The organism is Staphylococcus sp. HMSC069E10, assembly GCF_001809205.1.
Taxonomy (GTDB): Bacteria; Bacillota; Bacilli; order Staphylococcales; family Staphylococcaceae; genus Staphylococcus; species Staphylococcus hominis.
Genome location: NZ_KV796472.1, coordinates 129393 through 150183, shown reverse-complemented (window position 1 = coordinate 150183; position 20791 = coordinate 129393). Strand labels below are relative to the sequence as shown.

Genomic DNA, 20791 nt, shown 5'->3' with positions numbered 1-20791 from the left:
TATAAAAAAAGCCTATCTCTATAAAAAGATAGACTTAAAAGATGTAGAACATATGTACATTAAAAAGCTTATATAAATATTTCTACAAAGGTCTAGTTTTTTATAGAGGGTTTCAGCTAGGAACCTCTTTATATTCGAATTATACGATAGATAGCTTAATATATTCATATCTTAAAATCAAGTGCTAGTTTATAGAATATTAAAAAAAGCGCTTATATAAAATTGTATTTTAATATATTATTTTGAAGGTTGGAAATAATTATGATTATAGTCATAGATAATAATGATTCATTTACATATAACTTGATTGATTACATAAAAACAAAAACTTCTCATTGTGTAAAGGTAATAAAGGTAACAGAAGTGACTGTAGCATTACTTGAAGAATTAACAATTGAAGCTATTGTCATATCTCCAGGTCCGGGAAAACCAAGTGACTATCCAATTTTGAAAAGCGTTTTAGATAGATACGCCTCATCGGTGCCTATATTAGGTATCTGTTTAGGGTTTCAACTCATCTATGAATATTATGGAGGGGAAATTATGCATGGGCCAAAGCCCGTTCATGGTCATACAACACCTATAATGCATACAGGTAAAGGACTTTTCAAACAGTTACCTCAAAATTTTAATGTCATGCGTTATCATTCTTTAATTGCTAATAGGCAACAATTACCTTCTCAATTAAATATTACAGCTACAAATAATGAAGGTATTATGATGGCATTTGAACATGATACACTACCTATTTTTGCAGTACAGTATCATCCTGAATCTATATTAAGTGAATATGGTCATCAGCAGATTCAATACTTTATAGAGAGAGTAGGAAAAACACATGAATATTACGTTTAATTACCGTTATTATACTAATGAAGATGACTACATCAATTATCAATTGCGATTTGATCAATATATTTCAAAATCAATTGCCTATTCTTTAGAAGAAGTAGGTGAAGTTATTCAATTTGCTGAAGAACAACAGACAAAGGGGCATTATGTAGCGTTATATTTAACTTATGAATCAGCGCCATTTTTTAATAATCAATTAGAAACGTATCACTTAATAGAAAAAGAAGTATATGCTGCTGCATACGCTTTTAATCAACCCTTAAATTCTGATAATAATAAGGACAATATACAATATCATTCAGTACATCACTTTCAATTCCAAGAAAGTGACGAACAAATGAGAAGAAAAATTATTAAAATACAAGAAGCTATTACAGAAGGAGATACTTATCAAGTTAACTATACTACTCGTTTATCCAGTAAAGTGCATTATCCTATTTCAATGTTATATACCTATTTAACTCACAACAATAACGGTAGCTATACAGCTTTATTAGATACTGAAGAAGTAAAAGTTGCGTCAATTTCTCCAGAGTTATTTTTTCAAAAAGGTACATTTAACGATAAAGCAAACGTGATTGTTAGTAAGCCGATGAAAGGAACAATGCCACGTGGGAAAACTAGTGTAGAAGATCAGTTGAATTATGAAAAATTAATGTATTCTCATAAAGATAGAGCAGAAAATGTAATGATTGTTGATTTATTACGTAATGATATGTCAAGGATTTCAAAAACTGGAACCATCGAGGTTTATAAATTGTTCTTTATTGAAACGTATCAAACCGTATATCAAATGACAAGTATGGTAACAGGGCAACTAGAAGATGCTATATCTCTTCATTCGATTTTAACAGCAATGTTTCCATGTGGATCGATCACTGGTGCGCCTAAACAAAGTACAATGACTTATATCAAACACTTAGAAACCAGTCCAAGACATATTTATTGCGGCACAATAGGTTTATTGTTACCAGATGATAAAATGATTTTTAACATTCCAATTAGAACAGTAGAATATCGAAATAATCTGGCTCTTTACGGGGTAGGTGCGGGAATTACCATTGATTCTGTTCCATTAAATGAAATTCAAGAATTTCGAGACAAAACCAAAATATTGGAGGAGTTATGATTGAAATTATTTGAAACAATGCGACTTAATCATGGTCATATACCAAGGCTAAACTATCATACGCGTCGTTTACGTCAATCTTGTTCACAATTAGGTTTTCAGTTTTCAGAGATTGCTTGGTATAGTTATATTGAAAATTTAAAACAAAATTATAATGACCACTTATATCGTTTGAAAATAGAAATTGATAAAGACGGACAATTTACCCACGTTATTCAGCCATTATCTTCTAAAGACAATTTTACTGCACGTTTTAAAAAGTCTAACAATGATTATCCACAAAAATTTATTATAAATAAAACAACAGAAAGAACATATTTAACGCATAATCATGAAACAGATTTGATACTACTGTATGATGATAGTGGTAAAATTTTAGAATTTGATATTGGAAATATTATGATTAAAGAAAATGGAAACTATTATACGCCACGATATAATAAAGATTTTTTACGAGGATGTATGAGAGAAAGTTTATTAGAAAATCATAAACTTAAGCTGAAAGATTATACTAAAGATGAATTAATGATAAAACTGGAAAATGAAGAAGTAGAAGTTTATTTGCTGAATAGTCTACGTGAAGTTGCTCGGGTATCTATTTATATATAAAATACATTTGATAAATATTGTGAAATTTAATTTAGTTAATAATGGAGAAGATTATGGCATTATTATGGTTAATACTTATCGTACTACTCAATAGTTTAAGTAAATATATAATCAATCGATATTTGAAGGATAATCTAATCATGCTACCGCGTATTGTAGGCACAATGACTGTGTTGTTTCAATTTGTACTAGTATATCTTTTAATTCAGTCTATCATGCCATATGCTACGCATTTATTAAATTTATTTTATCATCAATAAAATAGATTCAAATAATTTAGAATGTAATAAGAGGTGCAATAATGAAAATTTATAGTCAAGGAGACCAAGCGATTATTATAGATATTGAACAAGAAGTCGCTGAAGATGTAACAAAAAATTTAATTGCTGTACGTACACATTTATTAAATAAAGACTTACCTTTCATCACTGATATTGTACCTACAGAGTCTAGTATGATGATTTGTTATGATGCTCGAGATATGATTAAACATTATAATATTTCATCGCCATTTCAATATATGAAGGCACTTGTAAATTCAATTCAGACTGAATTAGAACATATCGAAAATAAACAAATAGCGTGTCATTTTCATAATATTCCTGTGGTTTATGGTGATCAATTTGGACCTGATTTAGAAGCTCTATTAAAATACTATCGTCTATCCAAAGAGGAATTTATTCAACTTCATTCAAAATCACATTACTTTGTCTCTATGATGGGATATTCTCCAGGCTTTCCTTATTTAACAGGAATGAATGAAAAATTATATGTTAATCATACCAGTCACAAGAAAAAAAGAGTACCTGCAGGTTCTGTCATTATTGAAGGGAAAAAATGTGGCATTGTAACGACAGATACTTATAACGATTGGTTAGTCATTGGCTATACCCCAATTAAATTATTTTCACCAGAGCGCGATAACTTTAATTTATTAAAATTAGGAGATAATGTCTTATTTCATCCTAAAAATCCAAATGATACTGAATTAGGAGATTTTAAATAATGTCAATCATAATAGAAAAACCTGGACTTTTTAGCACGTTCCAAGACTTTGGACGCCAAGGGTATGAATATGAGGGAGTCATCCCTGGCGGTGCATTAGATACATTAGGACATGAAATTGCGAATCGTCTTGTAGCAAATGATAAAAACGAAGCAACTTTAGAAATGACACATATTATGGCGAAAATTAGATTCACAGAGCCTACTTTAATTGCCTTAACAGGTCATCACTTTGAAGCGTGTACAGAAAATATGAAAATTAAACCTTATAAATTGTATTTAGTAGAAAAAGGAGAAGTATTGTCTTTCAAAGAAACGAGTACAACATCTCGTGTTTATTTAGCTATTGGAGGAGGATTTAAATTAGATTCTTGGTTAAATTCAACGTCAACAGATTTAAATGTTGGTGTTGGAGGGTTTCATGGAAGAACACTTCAAGAAGGCGATGAAATTGAAATGAAACGTGATTATACATCACGACACCGTAAACTTTTTGAAAATTTAGCACATCAGCGAACAACAAGTTGGGGAATTGATGGTTATGCTTTATCGTTTAATTATGTTTCTGATGTATTTCATGTCATTGCTAATAAAGGAACAAATGATTTTGATACTGAAACACAACAAACATTTATACATGGAGAGTACAAGGTAACGAATAAGTCTAATCGTGTAGGGATGTTATTAGAGGGTCCTAGTATTAAAGCATATTATGAAGATATGCCTGAGTATCAACCAGTAAAAAAGGGCACTATTCAAGTAAAACGTGATGGTACACCTATTATTATATTAAATGATCATTACACTATTGGAAGTTATCCACAAATAGGTACTATAGCAAGCTATCATTTAACTAAACTTGCTCAAAAACCACGAGGATCTCGTTTGAAATTTCAATTTATAGATATTGAAACGGCTGAAAAAAATACTGTGAAGTTTAGTAATTGGATGAATCAATTATTTCACGGTATCGAATTTCGAATGCAATTAGAAATGTTAAAATAAAAAATATCATCAAAATATTGAATATTAATATTTAATGATATTTTTTAATGTAAAGGTATAGGACTATAGTCTGATTAAATTGAATAGATTAGACGTTATAATATATCAATCAGTTTAATAGTTTAGAAATGATTAGGTATATAAATGGAAAGGCTAAACTTGAGCTTTTTCTTGATAAATAAGTAAAAATACTTTATATTTATATATTGAACTATGAAGTATTATTACAAAAATATTACAAAATTCATATTTTTTTAATAAATAGTTAACAATTAAATGTAGTAATAAAAAGTGTTCTTTTATTAAATGATAATTAAAAATTTTATTGTTTTAAAAATATATTAAATTTTAAAAATAGCATTTGTAAATGGCCGTATTTGAATAACTATAAACGGAGGAAACATTCATGAGTTTACACAAAAGAAAAATAAGTCTTTTTGCGTTTTTCTTAATGACTGTATTTACAGTAACCTTGAAAACGTATTTCTCATACTATGTAGATTTTTCTTTAGGTGTTAAAGGATTAGTTCAAAATTTAATACTATTGATGAATCCATATAGTTTAATCGCGCTTATTTTAAGTATCTTTTTGTTCTTTAAAGGTAAGAAAGCATATTGGTTTATTTTTATTGGAGGATTCTTATTAACATTTTTACTCTATGCTAATGTTGTTTATTTTAGGTTCTTCTCAGACTTTTTAACGTTTAGTACATTAAATCAAGCGAGTAACGTTGAATCGATGGGGGGCGCAGTAAGTGCCTCTTTTAAATGGTATGACTTTGTGTATTTCTTAGATACTATTGTTTATCTGTTTATTTTAATTTTTAAACGAAGTTGGTTAGACAAACGTGTATTTAGTAAAAAGTTTGTACCAGTAGTGATGGCAGCATCAATTGCATTGTTCTTTTTAAACTTAGCTTTTGCTGAAACTGATCGACCTGAATTATTAACTCGTACATTTGATCACAAATATTTAGTTAAATATTTAGGCCCATATAATTTCACTGTATATGATGGTGTTAAAACGATTCAAAACAATCAACAAAAAGCATTGGCTTCTGAAGATGATTTAACTCGTGTTTTAAATTATACGAAACAAAAAAATACGGAGCCAAACTCTGAATATTATGGTATTGCTAAAAGGAAAAATATCATAAAAATACATTTAGAAAGTTTTCAAACATTTTTAATTAATAAAAAAGTAAATGGTAAGGAAGTTACACCTTTCTTAAATAAATTATCGACTGGTAACGATGACTTTAGATATTATCCAAACTTCTTCCATCAAACAGGACAAGGTAAAACTTCTGATTCAGAATTTACAATGGATAATAGTTTATATGGTTTACCTCAAGGATCTGCGTATTCATTAAAAGGAGATAACACATATCAATCTTTACCAGCAATTTTAGATCAAAAAGAAGGTTACACTTCTGATGTTATGCACGGGGACTACAAAACATTTTGGAACCGTGATCAAATTTATAAACATTTTGGTATAGATAAATTTTACGATGCAACATATTATGATATGTCGGATGAAAATGTCGTGAACTTAGGGTTAAAAGATAAACCTTTCTTTAAAGCATCAGCAGAATATCAATCTAAAATGAAACAACCTTTTTACTCTCATTTAATTACACTAACTAACCATTATCCATTTACTTTAAATTCAGAAGATGCAAGTATTGATAAACCGAATACAGGCGATTCTACTGTAGATGGATATATTCAAACGGCGCATTACTTAGATCAAGCTTTAGAACAGTATATTAATGATTTGAAAGCAAAAGGATTATATGATGATTCAGTCATTATGATTTACGGTGACCATTATGGTATTTCTGAAAACCATAACAATGCAATGGAAAAATTACTGGGTGAGCAAATTACACCAGCTAAATTCACAGATTTAAATCGTACTGGCTTCTGGTTAAAAATTCCTGGCAAAAATGGAGCTATAGATGAAACATATGCTGGACAAGTGGATGTTATGCCTACTATCTTACATTTAGTTGGTATTGATTCGAAGAATTATTTAATGTTTGGTACAGATATGTTATCTAAAGATCATAATGATGTAATTCCATTCCGTAATGGTGATTTCATCACAAAAGATTATAAATTTGTGAATGGTAAAGTATATTCAAATAAAAATAATGAATTAATAACAACGCCACCTAAAGATTTAGAAAAAAATAAAAAACAGGTGGAAAAAGATTTAGAAATGAGTGACGACGTATTAAATGGTGACCTATTCAGATTCTACAATAATCCAGATTTCAAAAAAATTAATCCATCAAAATATGACTACAAAATAGGTCCTTATGGAAATCAAAAATAATTCAATATTAGAGAGTGTGTAAAATCAACATTCTATATTAAATGCCCGTAGATAAGTTTTATCTACGGGTTTTTTATAGTTGCATTAAAAATAAACAAAAAAGAAAGGGAGTGGGACAGAATTCATTTTGAATTCCTCGTTTTACTGTGGTAACGCATTCTTAACTTGCGTTAGACGTAGACTTTCTTATTGAAAATTTTTATGTTGGAGTCCCGAGACTAGAATTGACTGCCAATATATTAAAAATGCCTAAGACAATTTATTATGTCTCAGGCCTATTCTTTAATTTAATTATCCTAATGATACGTCTAATATCATCATTATTACAAAACCAAGCATTAAGCTTAATGTAGCTAAATCTGTATTATTACCCGATTGAGAATCAGGAATAAGCTCTTCTACAACTACAAAAATCATTGCTCCTGCTGCAAAAGCTAATGCATAAGGTAGTACTGGAGTGATAAAAATAATTGCAATGGCACCTATAGTTGCAAAAATAGGTTCTACTATTGCTGATGCTTGACCATAATTAAATGCTTTAAAACGTGTTGCACCAGCGGCTCTAATCGGCATAGACAAAGCAGCTCCTTCTGGAATATTCTGAATACCAATACCAATTGCTAAACCAAGGGCTCCAAAAAAGGTAGCTTGTCCATTTCCAGTTGCAATTCCACCAAATGCTACACCAATTGATAAACCTTCAGGAATATTGTGTAAAGTGATAGCTAATACTAGTAAAGCATTTTTACTTAAAGAAGTTTTAACGCCTTCTCGATATTGACTTTTATCACCGATTTTTTGGTGTATATGTGGAATGACTGCATCAAGTCCTCTAATAAACACACCACCTAGAATAAAACCAATCGCAGCAGGTAACCAAGCAGGTAAATGACCATTTGTACCATAATCAATGGAAGGTTGTAATAAAGACCAAAAACTTGCAGCAATCATAATTCCAGCGGCAAAACCTTGCATAGAAGTTAGAATTTTTTTGTTTACAGTCTTAAAAATAAAGACTGATGCAGCACCTAAAGCAGTTAATAACCAAGTGATAATACCAGCAATAAGTGCTTGAAGATAAGGTGGTAAATTTTCGAAAAAGTCTATCACATCTATTTTCTCCTTATATCATTTAGCATTAAAAAGGTGTATAATATATAGAACTGAATTAAGCTTATCAGAAATATATTGAAATTTCGATATTAAAAAGGAAGTAAAAATATGGAAGCGTATAAAATAGAACAACTAAATAAATCATATGCTGATAAAGTTATTTTTGATGACTTAAATCTTTCTATTTCTGAACATGAAAAAATTGGACTTGTAGGTATAAATGGTACTGGTAAAAGTACTTTATTAAAAGTCATTGGTGGTTTAGATGAAGATTTTTCAGCCGATATAACTCATCCTAATCAGTATCGTATTCGTTATTCTTCACAGAAGCAACATTTAGATGGTGATATGACAGTGTTTCAAGCTGTTCTAAGTTCCGATACAGATACTTTACGTATTATTAAAACATATGAAGAAGCTGTGACTATATATACAGAACATCAAAACGATGCGAATTTTAAAAAAATGATGGAAGCTCAAGAACTTATGGATCAACACCATGCATGGGATTACAATGCTGAAATTAAAACTATTTTATCAAAATTAGGTATTAATCATACGACTAAAAAAGTTAAAGAATTATCAGGCGGACAACAAAAACGTGTTGTCTTAGCTAAGACGCTTATTGAACAACCTGATTTGTTATTGTTAGATGAGCCTACAAACCATTTAGACTTTGAATCAATTAATTGGTTAATTAACTATGTTAAGCAATATCCACATACAGTTTTATTTGTGACACATGATCGCTATTTTTTAAATGAGATTGCTACACGTATTGTGGAATTAGATAGAGGAAAACTTAAATCTTATCCAGGAAACTATGAAGATTACATTGCAATGAGAGCTGAAAATGAAGTGATTGAACAAAAACAACAAGAAAAGCAAAAAGCACTTTATAAACAAGAACTTGCATGGATGCGTACAGGCGCAAAAGCAAGAACGACAAAACAACAAGCTCGAATTAATCGATTTAATGATTTAGAGACAGAAGTTCAATCTCATCATCAAAAAGATAAAGGTCAACTCAATCTTGCTTATTCTAGATTAGGCAAACAAGTATTTGAGTTAGATCATTTAACGAAAAAGATTCAAAATAAAATATTATTCAAAGATGTAACAGAAATCATTCAAAGTGGTCAAAGAATTGGTATTGTTGGCCCAAATGGTGCAGGGAAGACGACAATGTTAAATATTTTAAATCAAGATGATACTGATTATTCTGGAGAATTAAAAGTTGGCCAAACTGTAAAAATAGCTTATTTTAAACAAACAGAAGAAACTTTGGATAGTGATATACGTATGATTGACTATTTGAGAGAAGAAAGTGAAGTGGCAAAAGAAAAAGATGGTACTTCAGTTTCAGTTACTCAATTGTTAGAGCGATTTCTATTTCCGAGTGCTGCTCATGGTAAAAAGATTTATAAATTATCAGGTGGAGAGCAAAAACGATTATATTTATTGAGATTGCTTGTTCATCAACCTAATGTTCTGTTACTTGATGAGCCAACCAATGATCTTGATACTGAAACATTAACAATTTTAGAAGACTACATTAGTACATTCGGAGGGTCAGTAGTTACTGTAAGTCATGATCGTTATTTTTTAAACAAAGTAGCACAAGAATATTGGTACATTCACGATGGCCAATTAGAACGTATTATTGGAACATTCGAAGATTATGAGGCCTATAAAAAAGAAAAAGATCGACAGGATACACTTGAAAAACAAGCTCAACAACCTAAAACTAAATCAAACATTCGTAAAAAGACGGGACTGTCTTATAAAGAAAAACGGGAATATGAAGCCCTAATGGAACGTATTGAAACGACAGAACATAGACTAGAGCAAATTGATGCTGAAATGGTAGAAGCGAGCGCTGATTACGCTAAAATAAAAGAATTAAATGAAGAAAAAGAACATCTAGAGCAGTCATATGATGTAGACATCACGAGATGGAGTGAATTAGAAGAAATAAAAGAGCAATAAGGGGAATGTAAGTATGGAAGCAACTTTGTCACATTATTTTGGTTATGATACGTTTAGACCAGGTCAAAAAGAGATAATTTCTAAAATATTAAATCATCATAATGTATTAGGTGTCTTGCCTACAGGTGGTGGTAAATCAATATGTTATCAAGTGCCTGGTTTAATGTTAGGTGGTACAACGATAGTAATAAGTCCATTGATTTCTTTAATGAAAGACCAAGTGGATCAGTTAAAAGCAATGGGTATCAAAGCAGCCTATCTAAATAGTAGTTTAAATAAAAAACAACAATCTGAGATTGAAAATAAGTTAATCACTGAAGGCATTCAATTTTTATATGTGGCACCTGAACGTTTTGAAAGTAACTATTTTTTAAAGTTGCTTAGTCAAATTGATATTAACTTAATTGCATTTGATGAGGCTCACTGTATTTCAAAATGGGGACATGATTTTAGACCTAGTTATCAAAGCGTCATAAACAAAGTGTTTACACTACCTCAAGATTTTACGATTGTAGCTCTTACAGCTACAGCTACGGCCGAAGTTCAACAGGATATTATGGAAAAATTAAATATCCGAAAAGAAGATGAAATTAAAACAAGTACCAAAAGACGTAATCTCATTTTTAAAGTAAATCCGACATATCAAAGACAAAACTTTGTTATTGAATATGCTAAAGCTCATAAAGATCAAGCAGGTATTATTTATTGTTCTACACGTAAACAAGTAGAAGAATTACAAGAATCTCTAGAATCTATAAATATTGCTTCTGCTATTTATCATGCAGGTTTAACAAATAAAGAAAGAGAAGAAGCTCAAAATGACTTTGTATACGATCGTATTAAAGTTGTTATCGCAACAAATGCATTTGGAATGGGTATTGATAAATCTAATGTTCGTTATGTTATTCATTACAACATGCCTGGAGATCTTGAATCATACTATCAAGAAGCGGGTCGTGCAGGACGAGATGGCTTAAAAAGTGAATGTATTTTATTATTTAGTGAAAGAGATAAAGGATTACATGAATATTTTATTACTGTTTCGCAAGCAGATGATGATTATAAAGATAAAATGGGCGAGAAACTAACTAAAATGATTCAGTATACTAAAACGAAAAAGTGCTTAGAAGCGACAATTGTACATTATTTTGAACCGAATGCGCGTCTAGAGGAATGCGGTCAATGTAGTAATTGCATTCAACAAAATAAAACTTATGACATGACCAATGAAGCAAAAATGATTATTAGTTGTATCGCACGCATGCGTCAACAAGAAAACTATCATGTTATTATTCAAGTGTTACGTGGAGAATTAAGTGATTATATTAAATACAATCATTATCATCAACTTACAACACATGGATTGATGAAAGACTATACTACTTCAGAGTTAAGTCATTTAATTGATGAGTTACGGTTTAAAGGCTTTTTAAATGAATATAATGAAATTCTAACGTGTGATGAAAGTGTGAAAGAATTATTGAATAATGACGTCACAGTGTATACGACGCCATTTAAACATAAAAGTAAGGAAAAAGTTTTCATTAATACAATAGAAGGCGTTGATCGTGCTTTATATAGTGAATTAGTAGAAGTTCGCCGTCAATTAAGTGAAAAGTTGAATATTGCGCCTGTGAGTATTTTTTCTGACTATACATTGGAAGAGTTTGCTAAACGTAAACCAGAATCTAAACAAGAAATGATTGCGATAGATGGTGTAGGAAGCTATAAGTTAAAACATTATTGTCCTAAATTTCTTGAAACAATCCAATCATATAAAACGAATATCTAACAAAAAATTAAATATGACTTAATAAAACAACTTAGAAGCTAGAAAAATGTTTTAAGTTGTTTTATTTTTTATTGTTAAAAAATAATTAGTATTTAAATCTATTAAGTATGAATTTATCAATAAACATGATTTAATAGAAAATAAGCAATATAAATTTTATAGTGATGTGAAGGAAATGAAGGTGACAAGATGATAGAGTTTAAAAATGTAACAAAACGTTATGGAACGAATGTTGCAGTTGATGATGTGAGTTTTAAGATTAATGAAGGAGAATTTTTTATTTTAATCGGACCTTCAGGTTGTGGAAAAACAACTACTTTAAAAATGATTAATCGATTAATATCGTTAAGTGAAGGATACATTTATTTTAAAGATAAGCCAGTGAGTGATTATCCAGTTTATGAGATGCGTTGGGATATTGGATATGTACTACAACAAATCGCATTATTTCCACATATGACGATTAAAGAAAATATCGCACAAGTTCCTCAAATGAAAAAGTGGAAAGACAAAGATATTCATCGACGTGTAGATGAATTATTAGATATGGTTAGATTAGATCCAAATACATACCGAGATCGTAAACCAGATGAATTATCGGGAGGACAACGTCAACGTGTAGGCGTGGTAAGAGCATTAGCAGCTGATCCTCCAGTAATATTAATGGACGAACCTTTTAGTGCGTTAGACCCCATTAGTAGAGAAAAATTACAAGATGATTTATTAGAATTACAAACGAAAATTAAAAAGACAATTATTTTTGTAACACACGATATACAAGAAGCAATGAAATTAGGAGATCGTATTTGTTTATTAAATGATGGTCGTGTTGAACAAATTGACACACCTGAAGGATTCCAAGAGCATCCTAAAAATCAATTTGTTCGAGAGTTTATGGGCGATCACTTGCATAAAGATATCAATCATTCAAAAATCTCCGATCTAAATCTTACAAGAACACTTACTGAATATGACGAAAAACAAGGATACCCAATTATAAAAGATAGTATGAAACTTCAAGATATTTACGAGATACTTGCTAAACATGAAGCAGTCATTGTAGAAAATAATCATGCTTTAACACAGTCATTATTAAGAAGAGAAGATGTTTTTGACTATCTATCTAAAAATGATAAGGAGGGTTAAAGCATGAACGAATTTTTAACAACGCTCAATGATCGTAGAGGAGAATTACTAAGAACAATTTTTGAGCACATACAAATTTCTTTTATTGCTTTATTTATCGCAATTTTAATTGCAGTACCACTTGGTATTGCTTTAACTAAAACAAAGCGTTTATCTGAAGTTGTAATGAATATCGCAGCGGTATTACAAACTATTCCATCCCTTGCTTTACTTGGATTAATGATTCCAATTTTTGGTATAGGAAAAGTTCCAGCAATTATTGCATTAGTAGTATATGCGCTATTACCTATTTTAAGAAATACATATACAGGTATTAAAGAAGTAGAGCCTTCTCTAACAGAAGCAGCCAAAGGTATCGGTATGAAACCAATGCGACGTTTAACTAAAGTCGAGTTACCTATTGCAATGCCAGTCATTATGGCAGGTATACGTACAGCTATGGTGCTTATTATTGGTACTGCTACATTAGCTGCATTAATTGGAGCAGGTGGATTAGGGGATTTGATCTTATTAGGCATTGATCGTAACAATACAGCACTTATATTGATTGGCGCTATTCCAGCTGCATTATTAGCTATTTTATTTGATTTTATATTGCGTTATATGGCGAAATTATCTTATAAAAAACTTCTTATTACACTAGGTATTATTCTATTAATTATCTTACTTGTTATTGTTGTTCCACTCTTTGGTAAAAAAGGTGCAACGATTACTATGGCAGGAAAATTAGGTTCTGAACCTTCAATTATTACGAATATGTATAAAATATTAATTGAAGAGGAAACACATGATACAGTTAATGTTAAAAGTGGTATGGGTAAAACCTCATTCTTATTTAATGCGTTAAAATCAGACGATATAGATGGGTACTTAGAATTTACAGGTACAGTACTAGGAGAACTTACTAAAGAGGATCTAAAATCTAAAAAAGAAGCTGATGTATATCACCAAGCTAAAGCAAGTTTAGAGAAAAAATATGATATGACGATGCTTAAACCAATGAAATATAATAATACCTATGCTTTAGCTGTTAAAAGAGATTTTGCTAAAAAACATCATTTACAATCAATTGGTGATTTACGTAAAGTACAAGGTCAACTTAAACCAGGATTTACTATGGAATTTAAAGATAGAGATGATGGTTATAAAGCAGTAGCTAAAAAATATAACTTGAATCTTTCTAATATTAAACAAATGGAACCTAAACTACGTTATACGGCAGTAGAGAAAGGCGACATTAATCTTATTGATGCGTATTCTACAGATGCTGAATTAAAACAATATGATATGGTAGTACTTAAAGATGATAAACATGTTTTCCCACCTTATCAAGGTGCTCCAATGTTTAAAGAAAAGTTTCTAAAAGAACATCCGGAAATTAAAAAAGCTTTAAATCAATTATCAAATAAAATTACGGATGAACAAATGCAAGAAATGAATTATAAAGTGACAGTGAAAAATGAAGATCCATATAAAGTTGCTAAACAATATTTAGAAAAAGAAGGATTATCACATTAAATTTGTAAAAAGCTCATAGATACATTTTATCTATGAGCTTTTTAACACATAAAGTATAAATCGATAATTTATGGTACTATTTTAATTAATAAGTGAAAAAGGAAAGTAACTTAATTTATATAGGAGTGATCATAAATGAAAAAACAATTACAACAATTATCGGCATATCAACCTGGGTTATCACCGCAAGCACTTAAAGAAAAATTTGGTATAGAAGGTGAGTTATATAAACTAGCATCGAATGAAAATTTATATGGACCATCACCTCGTGTAAAAGAAGCAATTGAAGCGCACTTAGATGAGTTATTCTACTATCCGGAAACAGGCTCTCCATCATTACGAAAAGCAATTAGTAAGCATTTAAATGTTGATGAATCTCGAATTTTATTTGGTGCAGGTTTAGATGAAGTAATACTTATGATTTCTAGAGCAGTTTTAACACCAGGAGATAAAATTGTGACAAGTGAAGCTACTTTTGGACAATATTATCATAATGCGATTGTTGAATCAGCTGAAGTTGTAAAAGTACCGTTAAAAAATGGCGGATTTGATTTGGAAGGCATTTTAAAAGAGGTTAATTCTGATACCTCATTAGTATGGTTATGTAATCCTAATAATCCTACAGGTACATATTTTAGTCATGATGAATTAGAGTCATTTTTGGAACGTGTTCCAAGTCATGTGCCAGTCTTAATTGATGAAGCGTATTTCGAATTCGTCACTGCTGAAGATTATCCTGATACATTAAAACTACAAGAACGCTTTGATAATGCATTTTTATTAAGAACATTTTCTAAAGCATATGGATTAGCAGGTTTACGTGTAGGATACGTTGTGGCAACAAATGAAGCTATTGAAAAATGGAATATCATTCGTCCACCATTTAATGTGACACGAATTTCAGAATATGCAGCGATTGCAGCATTAGAGGATCAAGATTATTTAAAAGAGATTACTAGAAAAAATGCAAAAGAACGTGAAAAGTTTTATGACATTGAACAAAGTAAACACTTTTTACCTAGTCAAACGAACTTTGTATTTGTAGTAACAGATAAGCCACAAGCATTGTATAATGCATTACTAAACGTTGGCTGTATCACTAGACCATTTCCTAATGGCGTACGTATTACAATTGGATTTGAAGAACAAAATAATAAAATGATTGAAGTATTAAAACAATTTAATTATTAAACTAATGAAAAACCTTTAATTACGATTCATGACGAATTAAAGGTTTTTTGCTATACTTTGAAAATGTGCAAAAGATAACTAAGGAAGTGATAGCATGGCATGTAAATCTATAGCAATAGATATGGATGAAGTATTAGCAGATACTTTAGGTGCAATTATTGAAGCAGTTAATATTGAAACTAAATTAGGAATTACAATGGAATCATTAAATGGTCAAAAATTAAACCATGTGATTCCTGAACATGATGGGTTAGTAAGAGATATTTTAAGAGCGCCAGAGTTTTTTAGACATCTTAAAGTGATACCACATGCTCAAGAGGTAGTAGAAAAACTCAATGAGCATTATGATGTATATATCGCTACAGCGGCAATGGACGTACCCACTTCATTTCATGATAAATATGAATGGTTATTAGAATATTTTCCATTTTTAGATCCACAGCATTTTATTTTTTGTGGAAGAAAAAATATTGTTAAAACAGATTATTTAATAGATGATAATCCTCGTCAGCTTCAAATTTTCGAAGGAGAACCTATTATCTTTACGGCTGCACATAATATAAATGAAACACGTTTTAAACGAGTGAATGGCTGGAAAGATGTAGAAGCAATGTTTTTAAATAACAATTAAAGTAAAAAGGTATGTATGAAGCTTGAAGCAATCATACATACCTTTTGATTATGATATAGTTGTTATTTCTCATCATTCGAAAAAGTAAGGATATTGATTGCTTTAGGTAACACATCAATAGTGATAGGTGTTTCTAAATTAATTTCTCCATCAATATCTACTTTCATAGTTGGTTCAGTGCGTAATGTTATGTGAGAACCTGGAATATGATTAATTCCTTCGGTAATTTCATTCCAATTCATGCTATCTCTTTTTTTGAAAATATCGTTTAAAATACTAAAACTTTGTTGTTCAAATATAAAACTATTTAATTTTCCATCTTGTGGAGAAAGATCTGTAAGTGGAATGCGACTGCCTCCAATATTAGGTCCATTTGCTATCACTAGCATAGACGTATTTCCTTTATATTCTTTGTCGTCTACTGTCATTGTATAGTCAAAATGGTCGGGATTCATGAGTGTTTTTACAGTAGAACCAACATAGCTTAATTTTCCAAAGATATCTTTGCGTCCTTCTTGAACATTTTCAGCATTTTGCACGATAAGTCCTAGCCCGACAAAGTTAAGTACATAATTATCATTTACTTTCATAACATCATATGACTCAACATGTGAAGACAACAATTGTTCACTAGCTTTTTTGAAGTCAGGATTTAAGTTTAATGTTTTAGTAAAATCGTTAAATGTTCCACCTGGAATGATACCTATAGGAAGGTTTAGATCATATTTCATCACACCATTAATCAATTCGTTAACTGTACCGTCTCCTCCCAATATAAAAACGATATCGATATCATTACTATAAGTATGGTCTTTTATTTCTTTACAATATCTTTCAATGTCACCTTCATTTTCACTTAATTGTATTGAAAGATGCTTACATAACTGAGTTAGTGATTTAGCGACTTCTCCCAATCCATCATATATATCTTTAAGCCCACTATGTTCATGGTAAAATAACACCCCATGATTATACTGTTGCTCCATAGTTCAACCTACTTTCATTTAAAATTATATTATAAATAATTACCCTGAATTTTATAATTTTAAATATATAAGTAAAAAATACTTCTAGATGTTATAACTAGAAGTATTTTTTACTATTTTGTATTTAATTAGTGAATACCTTTCATAGCTTTCGTAATCTTAGGTGAGAAAACTAAAATGATAAGAGTAATAACAATAGCAACTGTGCCTAAGAAAATAAAATAATTCGTTTGACCAAGTGGTTTAATTAATTTTACTAATGTACCGTTAATTGCTTGCGCTGAAGCATTTGTTAATAGCCATACACTCATCATTTGAGCATTAAATGCTTTAGGTGCAAGTTTAACAGCAGCACTATTACCTGTAGGTGATAAACAAAGTTCCCCAATAACACAGATTACATATGATAAAATAACCCAGTTAACTGAGAATTGTGTATGTCCATAACCTAAACCAACTAATCCAATTAGAATGTATGATAAACCTGCTAGTAATGTACCAATACTAAATTTAATAGCTAAAGAAGGTTGCTTTTTACCCATTTTTAACCAAATCATAGAAATAACTGGTGCAAATAATAAAATAAATAATGGATTGATAGATTGGAACAAAGCTTCCCCAAATCGAGTTGTCCAACCAAATAAGTTGAGTTGCATGTCAGAACGTTCCAAACCATAAATATTTAAAACGTTAGAACCTTGTTCTTGAATTGACCAGAATAACATACCTAAAATAAATAAAGGTATAAATGCTTTTACTCGAGAATGTTCTACATCGGTAATGTCTTTACTACGAAGCATAGTTGTAAAGTAAATGATTGGTAAAGCTACTCCTAGAACTAATACAGTATTACTAATTAAATCGAAGGAAAGTGTATGGGTATAATATGTAACTAATAATACGACAATCACAATTGCTACTATGATACCGATAATCATTCCATATTTACGCTTTTCTTCTTTAGATAGTGGATTAGTAGGTTTCATTCCAACACTACCTAAATTTTTTCTATTAAATAATAAATACCAAACAAGACCTAATGCCATACCAATAGCTGCAAGAAGGAAGCCACCATGGAAATTACGTATATCTACAAAATGTTGCAGTATGATAGGTGAAATTAATGCACCTAAGTTAACAGACATATAGAAAATAACGAAACCTGCATCAATACGTGTATCATTTTCAGGATATAAACGACCTACAATATTTGAAATATTAGGTTTCATTAAACCTGATCCGATAATAATAAAGAACATTGATGAGAATAAACCAAATAAGGCGAATGGTAAACTTAAACAGATATGTCCAATAATAATAAGTACAGCACCTAATAAAGTAGCACCACGTGTGCCTGTAATTCTATCAGCAATCCATGCGCCAGGAATAGAAGACATGTAAATCAGTGCTCCATATACTGACATAATTGACATTGCTGTAGTTTTATCAATACCTAATCCATTCTGGTGTATTGCGAAATACATATAAAATATGAGCATCGCACGCATACCGTAGTAACTGAATCTTTCCCAAAACTCTACGAAAAAGAGCACACCTAGTCCTCTAGGATGACCGAAAAATCCTTTCTGTGGTATTGATTGAATTGTTTGTTCATGGGAGTTATTTGTTGCCATTAACATCCCACTCCTTTCTTTCCTAATATGACTGATTACTATGTAAATATGATTGTACAATTAAATTTCACAAGAATTTCTTAAAAATATAAATTTTTAGAATTTTCAGTCAAATAAAATATAATAACTTATAAAAATAAAAGTTTTTATTGCTCATGAACTTATATCTTTATAAATTTTAGCGATAATATTAAAATACGCTTTAATTTAATAAATCGCAATAGTTTATTAAAAAAATCTAGAATAAAAATGACTCCTTTTATATTACATTAGTAAAAATAAAAGGAGTTAAAAACATGTTATCGATTGTCTATTTTTTCAGGATACATATCGTGATTCATTAAACGATGTTCGGCCATCTTTTCATATTTAGAGTTTGGACGACCATAATTTGTATATGGATCTATTGAAATGCCTCCACGTGGCGTGAACTTACCCCATACTTCTATATAATGAGGATCCATTAAGTCAATTAAGTCATTCATGATAATATTCATACAATCTTCGTGAAAATCACCATGATTTCTAAAACTAAATAAATATAATTTTAGTGATTTTGATTCTACCATTTTTATATTTGGTATATATGAAATATAAATTGTAGCAAAATCGGGTTGTCCAGTGATAGGGCAAAGAGAAGTGAATTCTGGACAATTAAACTTTACAAAATAATCTCTTCCTTGATGTTTATTATCAAAAGTTTCGAGTACTTGGGGTGTATAGTCAAATTCATATTTATTCTTTTGATTGCCTAATAATGTAATATCTTGTAATTCTTCTTTATTGCGACCTTGTGTCATAATTTGCCTCCTAATTGTTAGATGTATTAGATTGTCTACGTGCTTTTTCAAACATAAAGTAACTAGCGCCAATAATGATGATATAACCTATAAATGCATAGAAATCTGGTGTTTCTCCGAATAATATAAAGCCAAATAATGCAGTAAATAATATAGAAGCATACGTAAAAATAGAAATGTCTTTTGCTGGAGCAAAACTATATGCTAATGTAATACCAATTTGTCCTACTGCCGCTGATAATCCAGCTCCTAATAAATATATAATTTGTAACTTTGTCATCGGTTCATATGTTGCAATAGAAAATGGAATCAGAACGATGACTGAAAATAATGAAAAATAAAATACAATAGTATAAGGTGCTTCACGTTTACTTAATGCTCGTACACAAGTATATGCAGATGCAGCGAAGATACCTGAGAATAAACCGGCTAAAGAAGAGAACATAGTTGAAGAAAATTCTGGTTTAACAATGAATAACATACCAAAAATAGCAATTAACATAGCTATAATTTGATACCTTTTAATATTCTCTTTTAAAAATATTAAACTTAATAAAATAGTCCAAAAAGGGTTAAGCTTCATTAAAGTATCAGCATCACTTAACACCATGTGATCAATAGCGTAAATATTTAATAATACCCCTATAAGACCTAACGTCGATCTAGTCATTAAAAGGGGTTGACTACTCATTTTACCCAATATAGGTTGCCTATATTTTATTATGAAAAATAATGGAATAAACATGGCTACCAAATTTCTTGCTAAAGATTTTTGAAATACGGGTAAGTCTCCGGCTAGTCTAAAAAAAACAGACATAAAACTAAAACCAATAGCAGAAATTAAAATAGCAATGATACCTTTTACCTTAGGATTCAAAGTATATCTCCTCATTTATAAAAATTTAACGTCTATATATTAGCATAATTTATTTGTGGATGCATAAGTACTTGCAAAGATAAAAAAGAAAAATTATAATGATAACGAACATATGTTCTTAATATGGTTAAATATACTCTAAATTTTTAATTCGTAAAATAGAAATTTAT

The 20791-nt window shown here is 30.2% G+C and carries 18 protein-coding genes; 13 read left to right on the top strand and 5 right to left on the bottom strand.

Going from position 1 to position 20791, the window contains the following annotated elements:
• Positions 1–261: 261 nt before the first annotated feature.
• From HMPREF2561_RS02825 to ltaS, 7 genes are all read left to right on the top strand, one after another.
• The gene (locus HMPREF2561_RS02825; RefSeq protein ID WP_017175960.1) at positions 262–855 is read left to right on the top strand and encodes an anthranilate synthase component II; all 594 of its coding nucleotides are present in this window, start codon (positions 262–264) and stop codon (positions 853–855) included.
• Complete coding sequence (locus HMPREF2561_RS02820) at positions 839–1981, top strand: chorismate-binding protein (protein WP_070468305.1); 1143 nt, start codon at positions 839–841, stop codon at positions 1979–1981. The genes HMPREF2561_RS02825 and HMPREF2561_RS02820 overlap by 17 nt, the downstream gene beginning before the upstream one ends.
• On the top strand, positions 1982–2590 hold the full coding sequence (locus HMPREF2561_RS02815; RefSeq protein ID WP_049379637.1) for an aminotransferase class IV: 609 nt from the start codon (positions 1982–1984) through the stop codon (positions 2588–2590).
• Positions 2591–2643: 53 nt separating this feature from the next.
• Positions 2644–2850 carry a hypothetical protein gene (locus HMPREF2561_RS10560; protein ID WP_049379636.1) on the top strand — a complete coding sequence of 69 codons (207 nt, stop codon included), beginning with the start codon at positions 2644–2646 and terminating at the stop codon, positions 2848–2850.
• 41 nt (positions 2851–2891) lie between these two features.
• Positions 2892–3596 (top strand): 5-oxoprolinase subunit B family protein, encoded by a 705-nt coding sequence (locus HMPREF2561_RS02810; protein ID WP_048681250.1) that lies wholly within the window; start codon positions 2892–2894, stop codon positions 3594–3596.
• The gene (locus HMPREF2561_RS02805; RefSeq protein WP_070468303.1) at positions 3596–4600 is read left to right on the top strand and encodes a 5-oxoprolinase subunit C family protein; all 1005 of its coding nucleotides are present in this window, start codon (positions 3596–3598) and stop codon (positions 4598–4600) included. The genes HMPREF2561_RS02810 and HMPREF2561_RS02805 overlap by 1 nt, the downstream gene beginning before the upstream one ends.
• A 406-nt stretch (positions 4601–5006) precedes the next feature.
• Positions 5007–6944 carry a polyglycerol-phosphate lipoteichoic acid synthase LtaS gene (gene ltaS, locus HMPREF2561_RS02800; protein WP_049379635.1) on the top strand — a complete coding sequence of 646 codons (1938 nt, stop codon included), beginning with the start codon at positions 5007–5009 and terminating at the stop codon, positions 6942–6944.
• A gap of 291 nt (positions 6945–7235) precedes the next feature.
• Here the strand turns inward: ltaS and HMPREF2561_RS02795 are convergent, their stop codons facing one another.
• Entirely contained in the window at positions 7236–8054 is an 819-nt protein-coding gene (locus HMPREF2561_RS02795; RefSeq protein ID WP_002455634.1) for a ZIP family metal transporter, read from the bottom strand.
• A 111-nt stretch (positions 8055–8165) separates the two neighbouring features.
• Between HMPREF2561_RS02795 and HMPREF2561_RS02790 the strand changes: the two genes are divergently transcribed.
• The 6 genes from HMPREF2561_RS02790 (at position 8166) to HMPREF2561_RS02765 (ending at position 16324) form a co-directional block, all read left to right on the top strand.
• Entirely contained in the window at positions 8166–10046 is a 1881-nt protein-coding gene (locus HMPREF2561_RS02790) for an ABC-F family ATP-binding cassette domain-containing protein (protein ID WP_017175954.1), read from the top strand.
• 13 nt (positions 10047–10059) lie between these two features.
• A complete protein-coding gene (gene recQ, locus HMPREF2561_RS02785) occupies positions 10060–11838 on the top strand; it encodes a DNA helicase RecQ (RefSeq protein ID WP_017175953.1) in 1779 nt (592 codons plus the stop codon).
• 189 nt (positions 11839–12027) lie between these two features.
• Complete coding sequence (locus HMPREF2561_RS02780) at positions 12028–12984, top strand: ABC transporter ATP-binding protein (protein WP_049379634.1); 957 nt, start codon at positions 12028–12030, stop codon at positions 12982–12984.
• A gap of 3 nt (positions 12985–12987) precedes the next feature.
• Positions 12988–14502 (top strand): ABC transporter permease/substrate-binding protein, encoded by a 1515-nt coding sequence (locus HMPREF2561_RS02775; protein ID WP_049419790.1) that lies wholly within the window; start codon positions 12988–12990, stop codon positions 14500–14502.
• Positions 14503–14637: 135 nt separating this feature from the next.
• Positions 14638–15693 (top strand): histidinol-phosphate transaminase, encoded by a 1056-nt coding sequence (hisC, locus tag HMPREF2561_RS02770; RefSeq protein ID WP_049419789.1) that lies wholly within the window; start codon positions 14638–14640, stop codon positions 15691–15693.
• Positions 15694–15787: 94 nt separating this feature from the next.
• The gene (locus HMPREF2561_RS02765) at positions 15788–16324 is read left to right on the top strand and encodes a 5' nucleotidase, NT5C type (protein WP_049419788.1); all 537 of its coding nucleotides are present in this window, start codon (positions 15788–15790) and stop codon (positions 16322–16324) included.
• A 62-nt stretch (positions 16325–16386) separates the two neighbouring features.
• On the opposite strand, the gene HMPREF2561_RS02760 is transcribed toward HMPREF2561_RS02765, so the two are convergent.
• The 4 genes from HMPREF2561_RS02760 to HMPREF2561_RS02745 all read right to left on the bottom strand — a co-directional run bounded on the left by HMPREF2561_RS02760 (position 16387) and on the right by HMPREF2561_RS02745 (position 20621).
• On the bottom strand, positions 16387–17310 hold the full coding sequence (locus HMPREF2561_RS02760) for a diacylglycerol/lipid kinase family protein (RefSeq protein WP_049419787.1): 924 nt from the start codon (positions 17308–17310) through the stop codon (positions 16387–16389).
• Between the two features lie 128 nt (positions 17311–17438).
• On the bottom strand, positions 17439–18944 hold the full coding sequence (locus tag HMPREF2561_RS02755; RefSeq protein ID WP_049419786.1) for an S-Cys-Gly-3M3SH uptake peptide MFS transporter: 1506 nt from the start codon (positions 18942–18944) through the stop codon (positions 17439–17441).
• Between the two features lie 299 nt (positions 18945–19243).
• Positions 19244–19744: a preQ(1) synthase gene (gene queF / locus HMPREF2561_RS02750; protein ID WP_049419785.1), complete on the bottom strand. Its 501-nt coding sequence runs from the start codon at positions 19742–19744 to the stop codon at positions 19244–19246.
• A gap of 10 nt (positions 19745–19754) precedes the next feature.
• Positions 19755–20621, bottom strand: coding sequence for a DMT family transporter (locus tag HMPREF2561_RS02745; protein ID WP_002449096.1), 867 nt, complete (start codon positions 20619–20621; stop codon positions 19755–19757).
• Between the last annotated feature and the right edge of the window lie 170 nt (positions 20622–20791).

What these genes read in the sequence shown, in the direction of transcription:
- HMPREF2561_RS02805 (WP_070468303.1), top strand. Translation starts at nt 3,596, where the DNA reads ATGTCAATCATAATAGAAAAACCTGGACTTTTTAGCACGTTCCAAGAC.
- HMPREF2561_RS02760 (WP_049419787.1), bottom strand. Translation starts at nt 17,310, where the DNA reads ATGGAGCAACAGTATAATCATGGGGTGTTATTTTACCATGAACATAGT.
- hisC (WP_049419789.1), top strand. Translation starts at nt 14,638, where the DNA reads ATGAAAAAACAATTACAACAATTATCGGCATATCAACCTGGGTTATCA.
- HMPREF2561_RS02790 (WP_017175954.1), top strand. Translation starts at nt 8,166, where the DNA reads ATGGAAGCGTATAAAATAGAACAACTAAATAAATCATATGCTGATAAA.
- HMPREF2561_RS02825 (WP_017175960.1), top strand. Translation starts at nt 262, where the DNA reads ATGATTATAGTCATAGATAATAATGATTCATTTACATATAACTTGATT.
- HMPREF2561_RS02775 (WP_049419790.1), top strand. Translation starts at nt 12,988, where the DNA reads ATGAACGAATTTTTAACAACGCTCAATGATCGTAGAGGAGAATTACTA.
- HMPREF2561_RS02780 (WP_049379634.1), top strand. Translation starts at nt 12,028, where the DNA reads ATGATAGAGTTTAAAAATGTAACAAAACGTTATGGAACGAATGTTGCA.
- ltaS (WP_049379635.1), top strand. Translation starts at nt 5,007, where the DNA reads ATGAGTTTACACAAAAGAAAAATAAGTCTTTTTGCGTTTTTCTTAATG.
- HMPREF2561_RS10560 (WP_049379636.1), top strand. Translation starts at nt 2,644, where the DNA reads ATGGCATTATTATGGTTAATACTTATCGTACTACTCAATAGTTTAAGT.
- HMPREF2561_RS02755 (WP_049419786.1), bottom strand. Translation starts at nt 18,944, where the DNA reads ATGGCAACAAATAACTCCCATGAACAAACAATTCAATCAATACCACAG.
- HMPREF2561_RS02810 (WP_048681250.1), top strand. Translation starts at nt 2,892, where the DNA reads ATGAAAATTTATAGTCAAGGAGACCAAGCGATTATTATAGATATTGAA.
- HMPREF2561_RS02765 (WP_049419788.1), top strand. Translation starts at nt 15,788, where the DNA reads ATGGCATGTAAATCTATAGCAATAGATATGGATGAAGTATTAGCAGAT.
- HMPREF2561_RS02820 (WP_070468305.1), top strand. Translation starts at nt 839, where the DNA reads ATGAATATTACGTTTAATTACCGTTATTATACTAATGAAGATGACTAC.
- queF (WP_049419785.1), bottom strand. Translation starts at nt 19,744, where the DNA reads ATGACACAAGGTCGCAATAAAGAAGAATTACAAGATATTACATTATTA.
- recQ (WP_017175953.1), top strand. Translation starts at nt 10,060, where the DNA reads ATGGAAGCAACTTTGTCACATTATTTTGGTTATGATACGTTTAGACCA.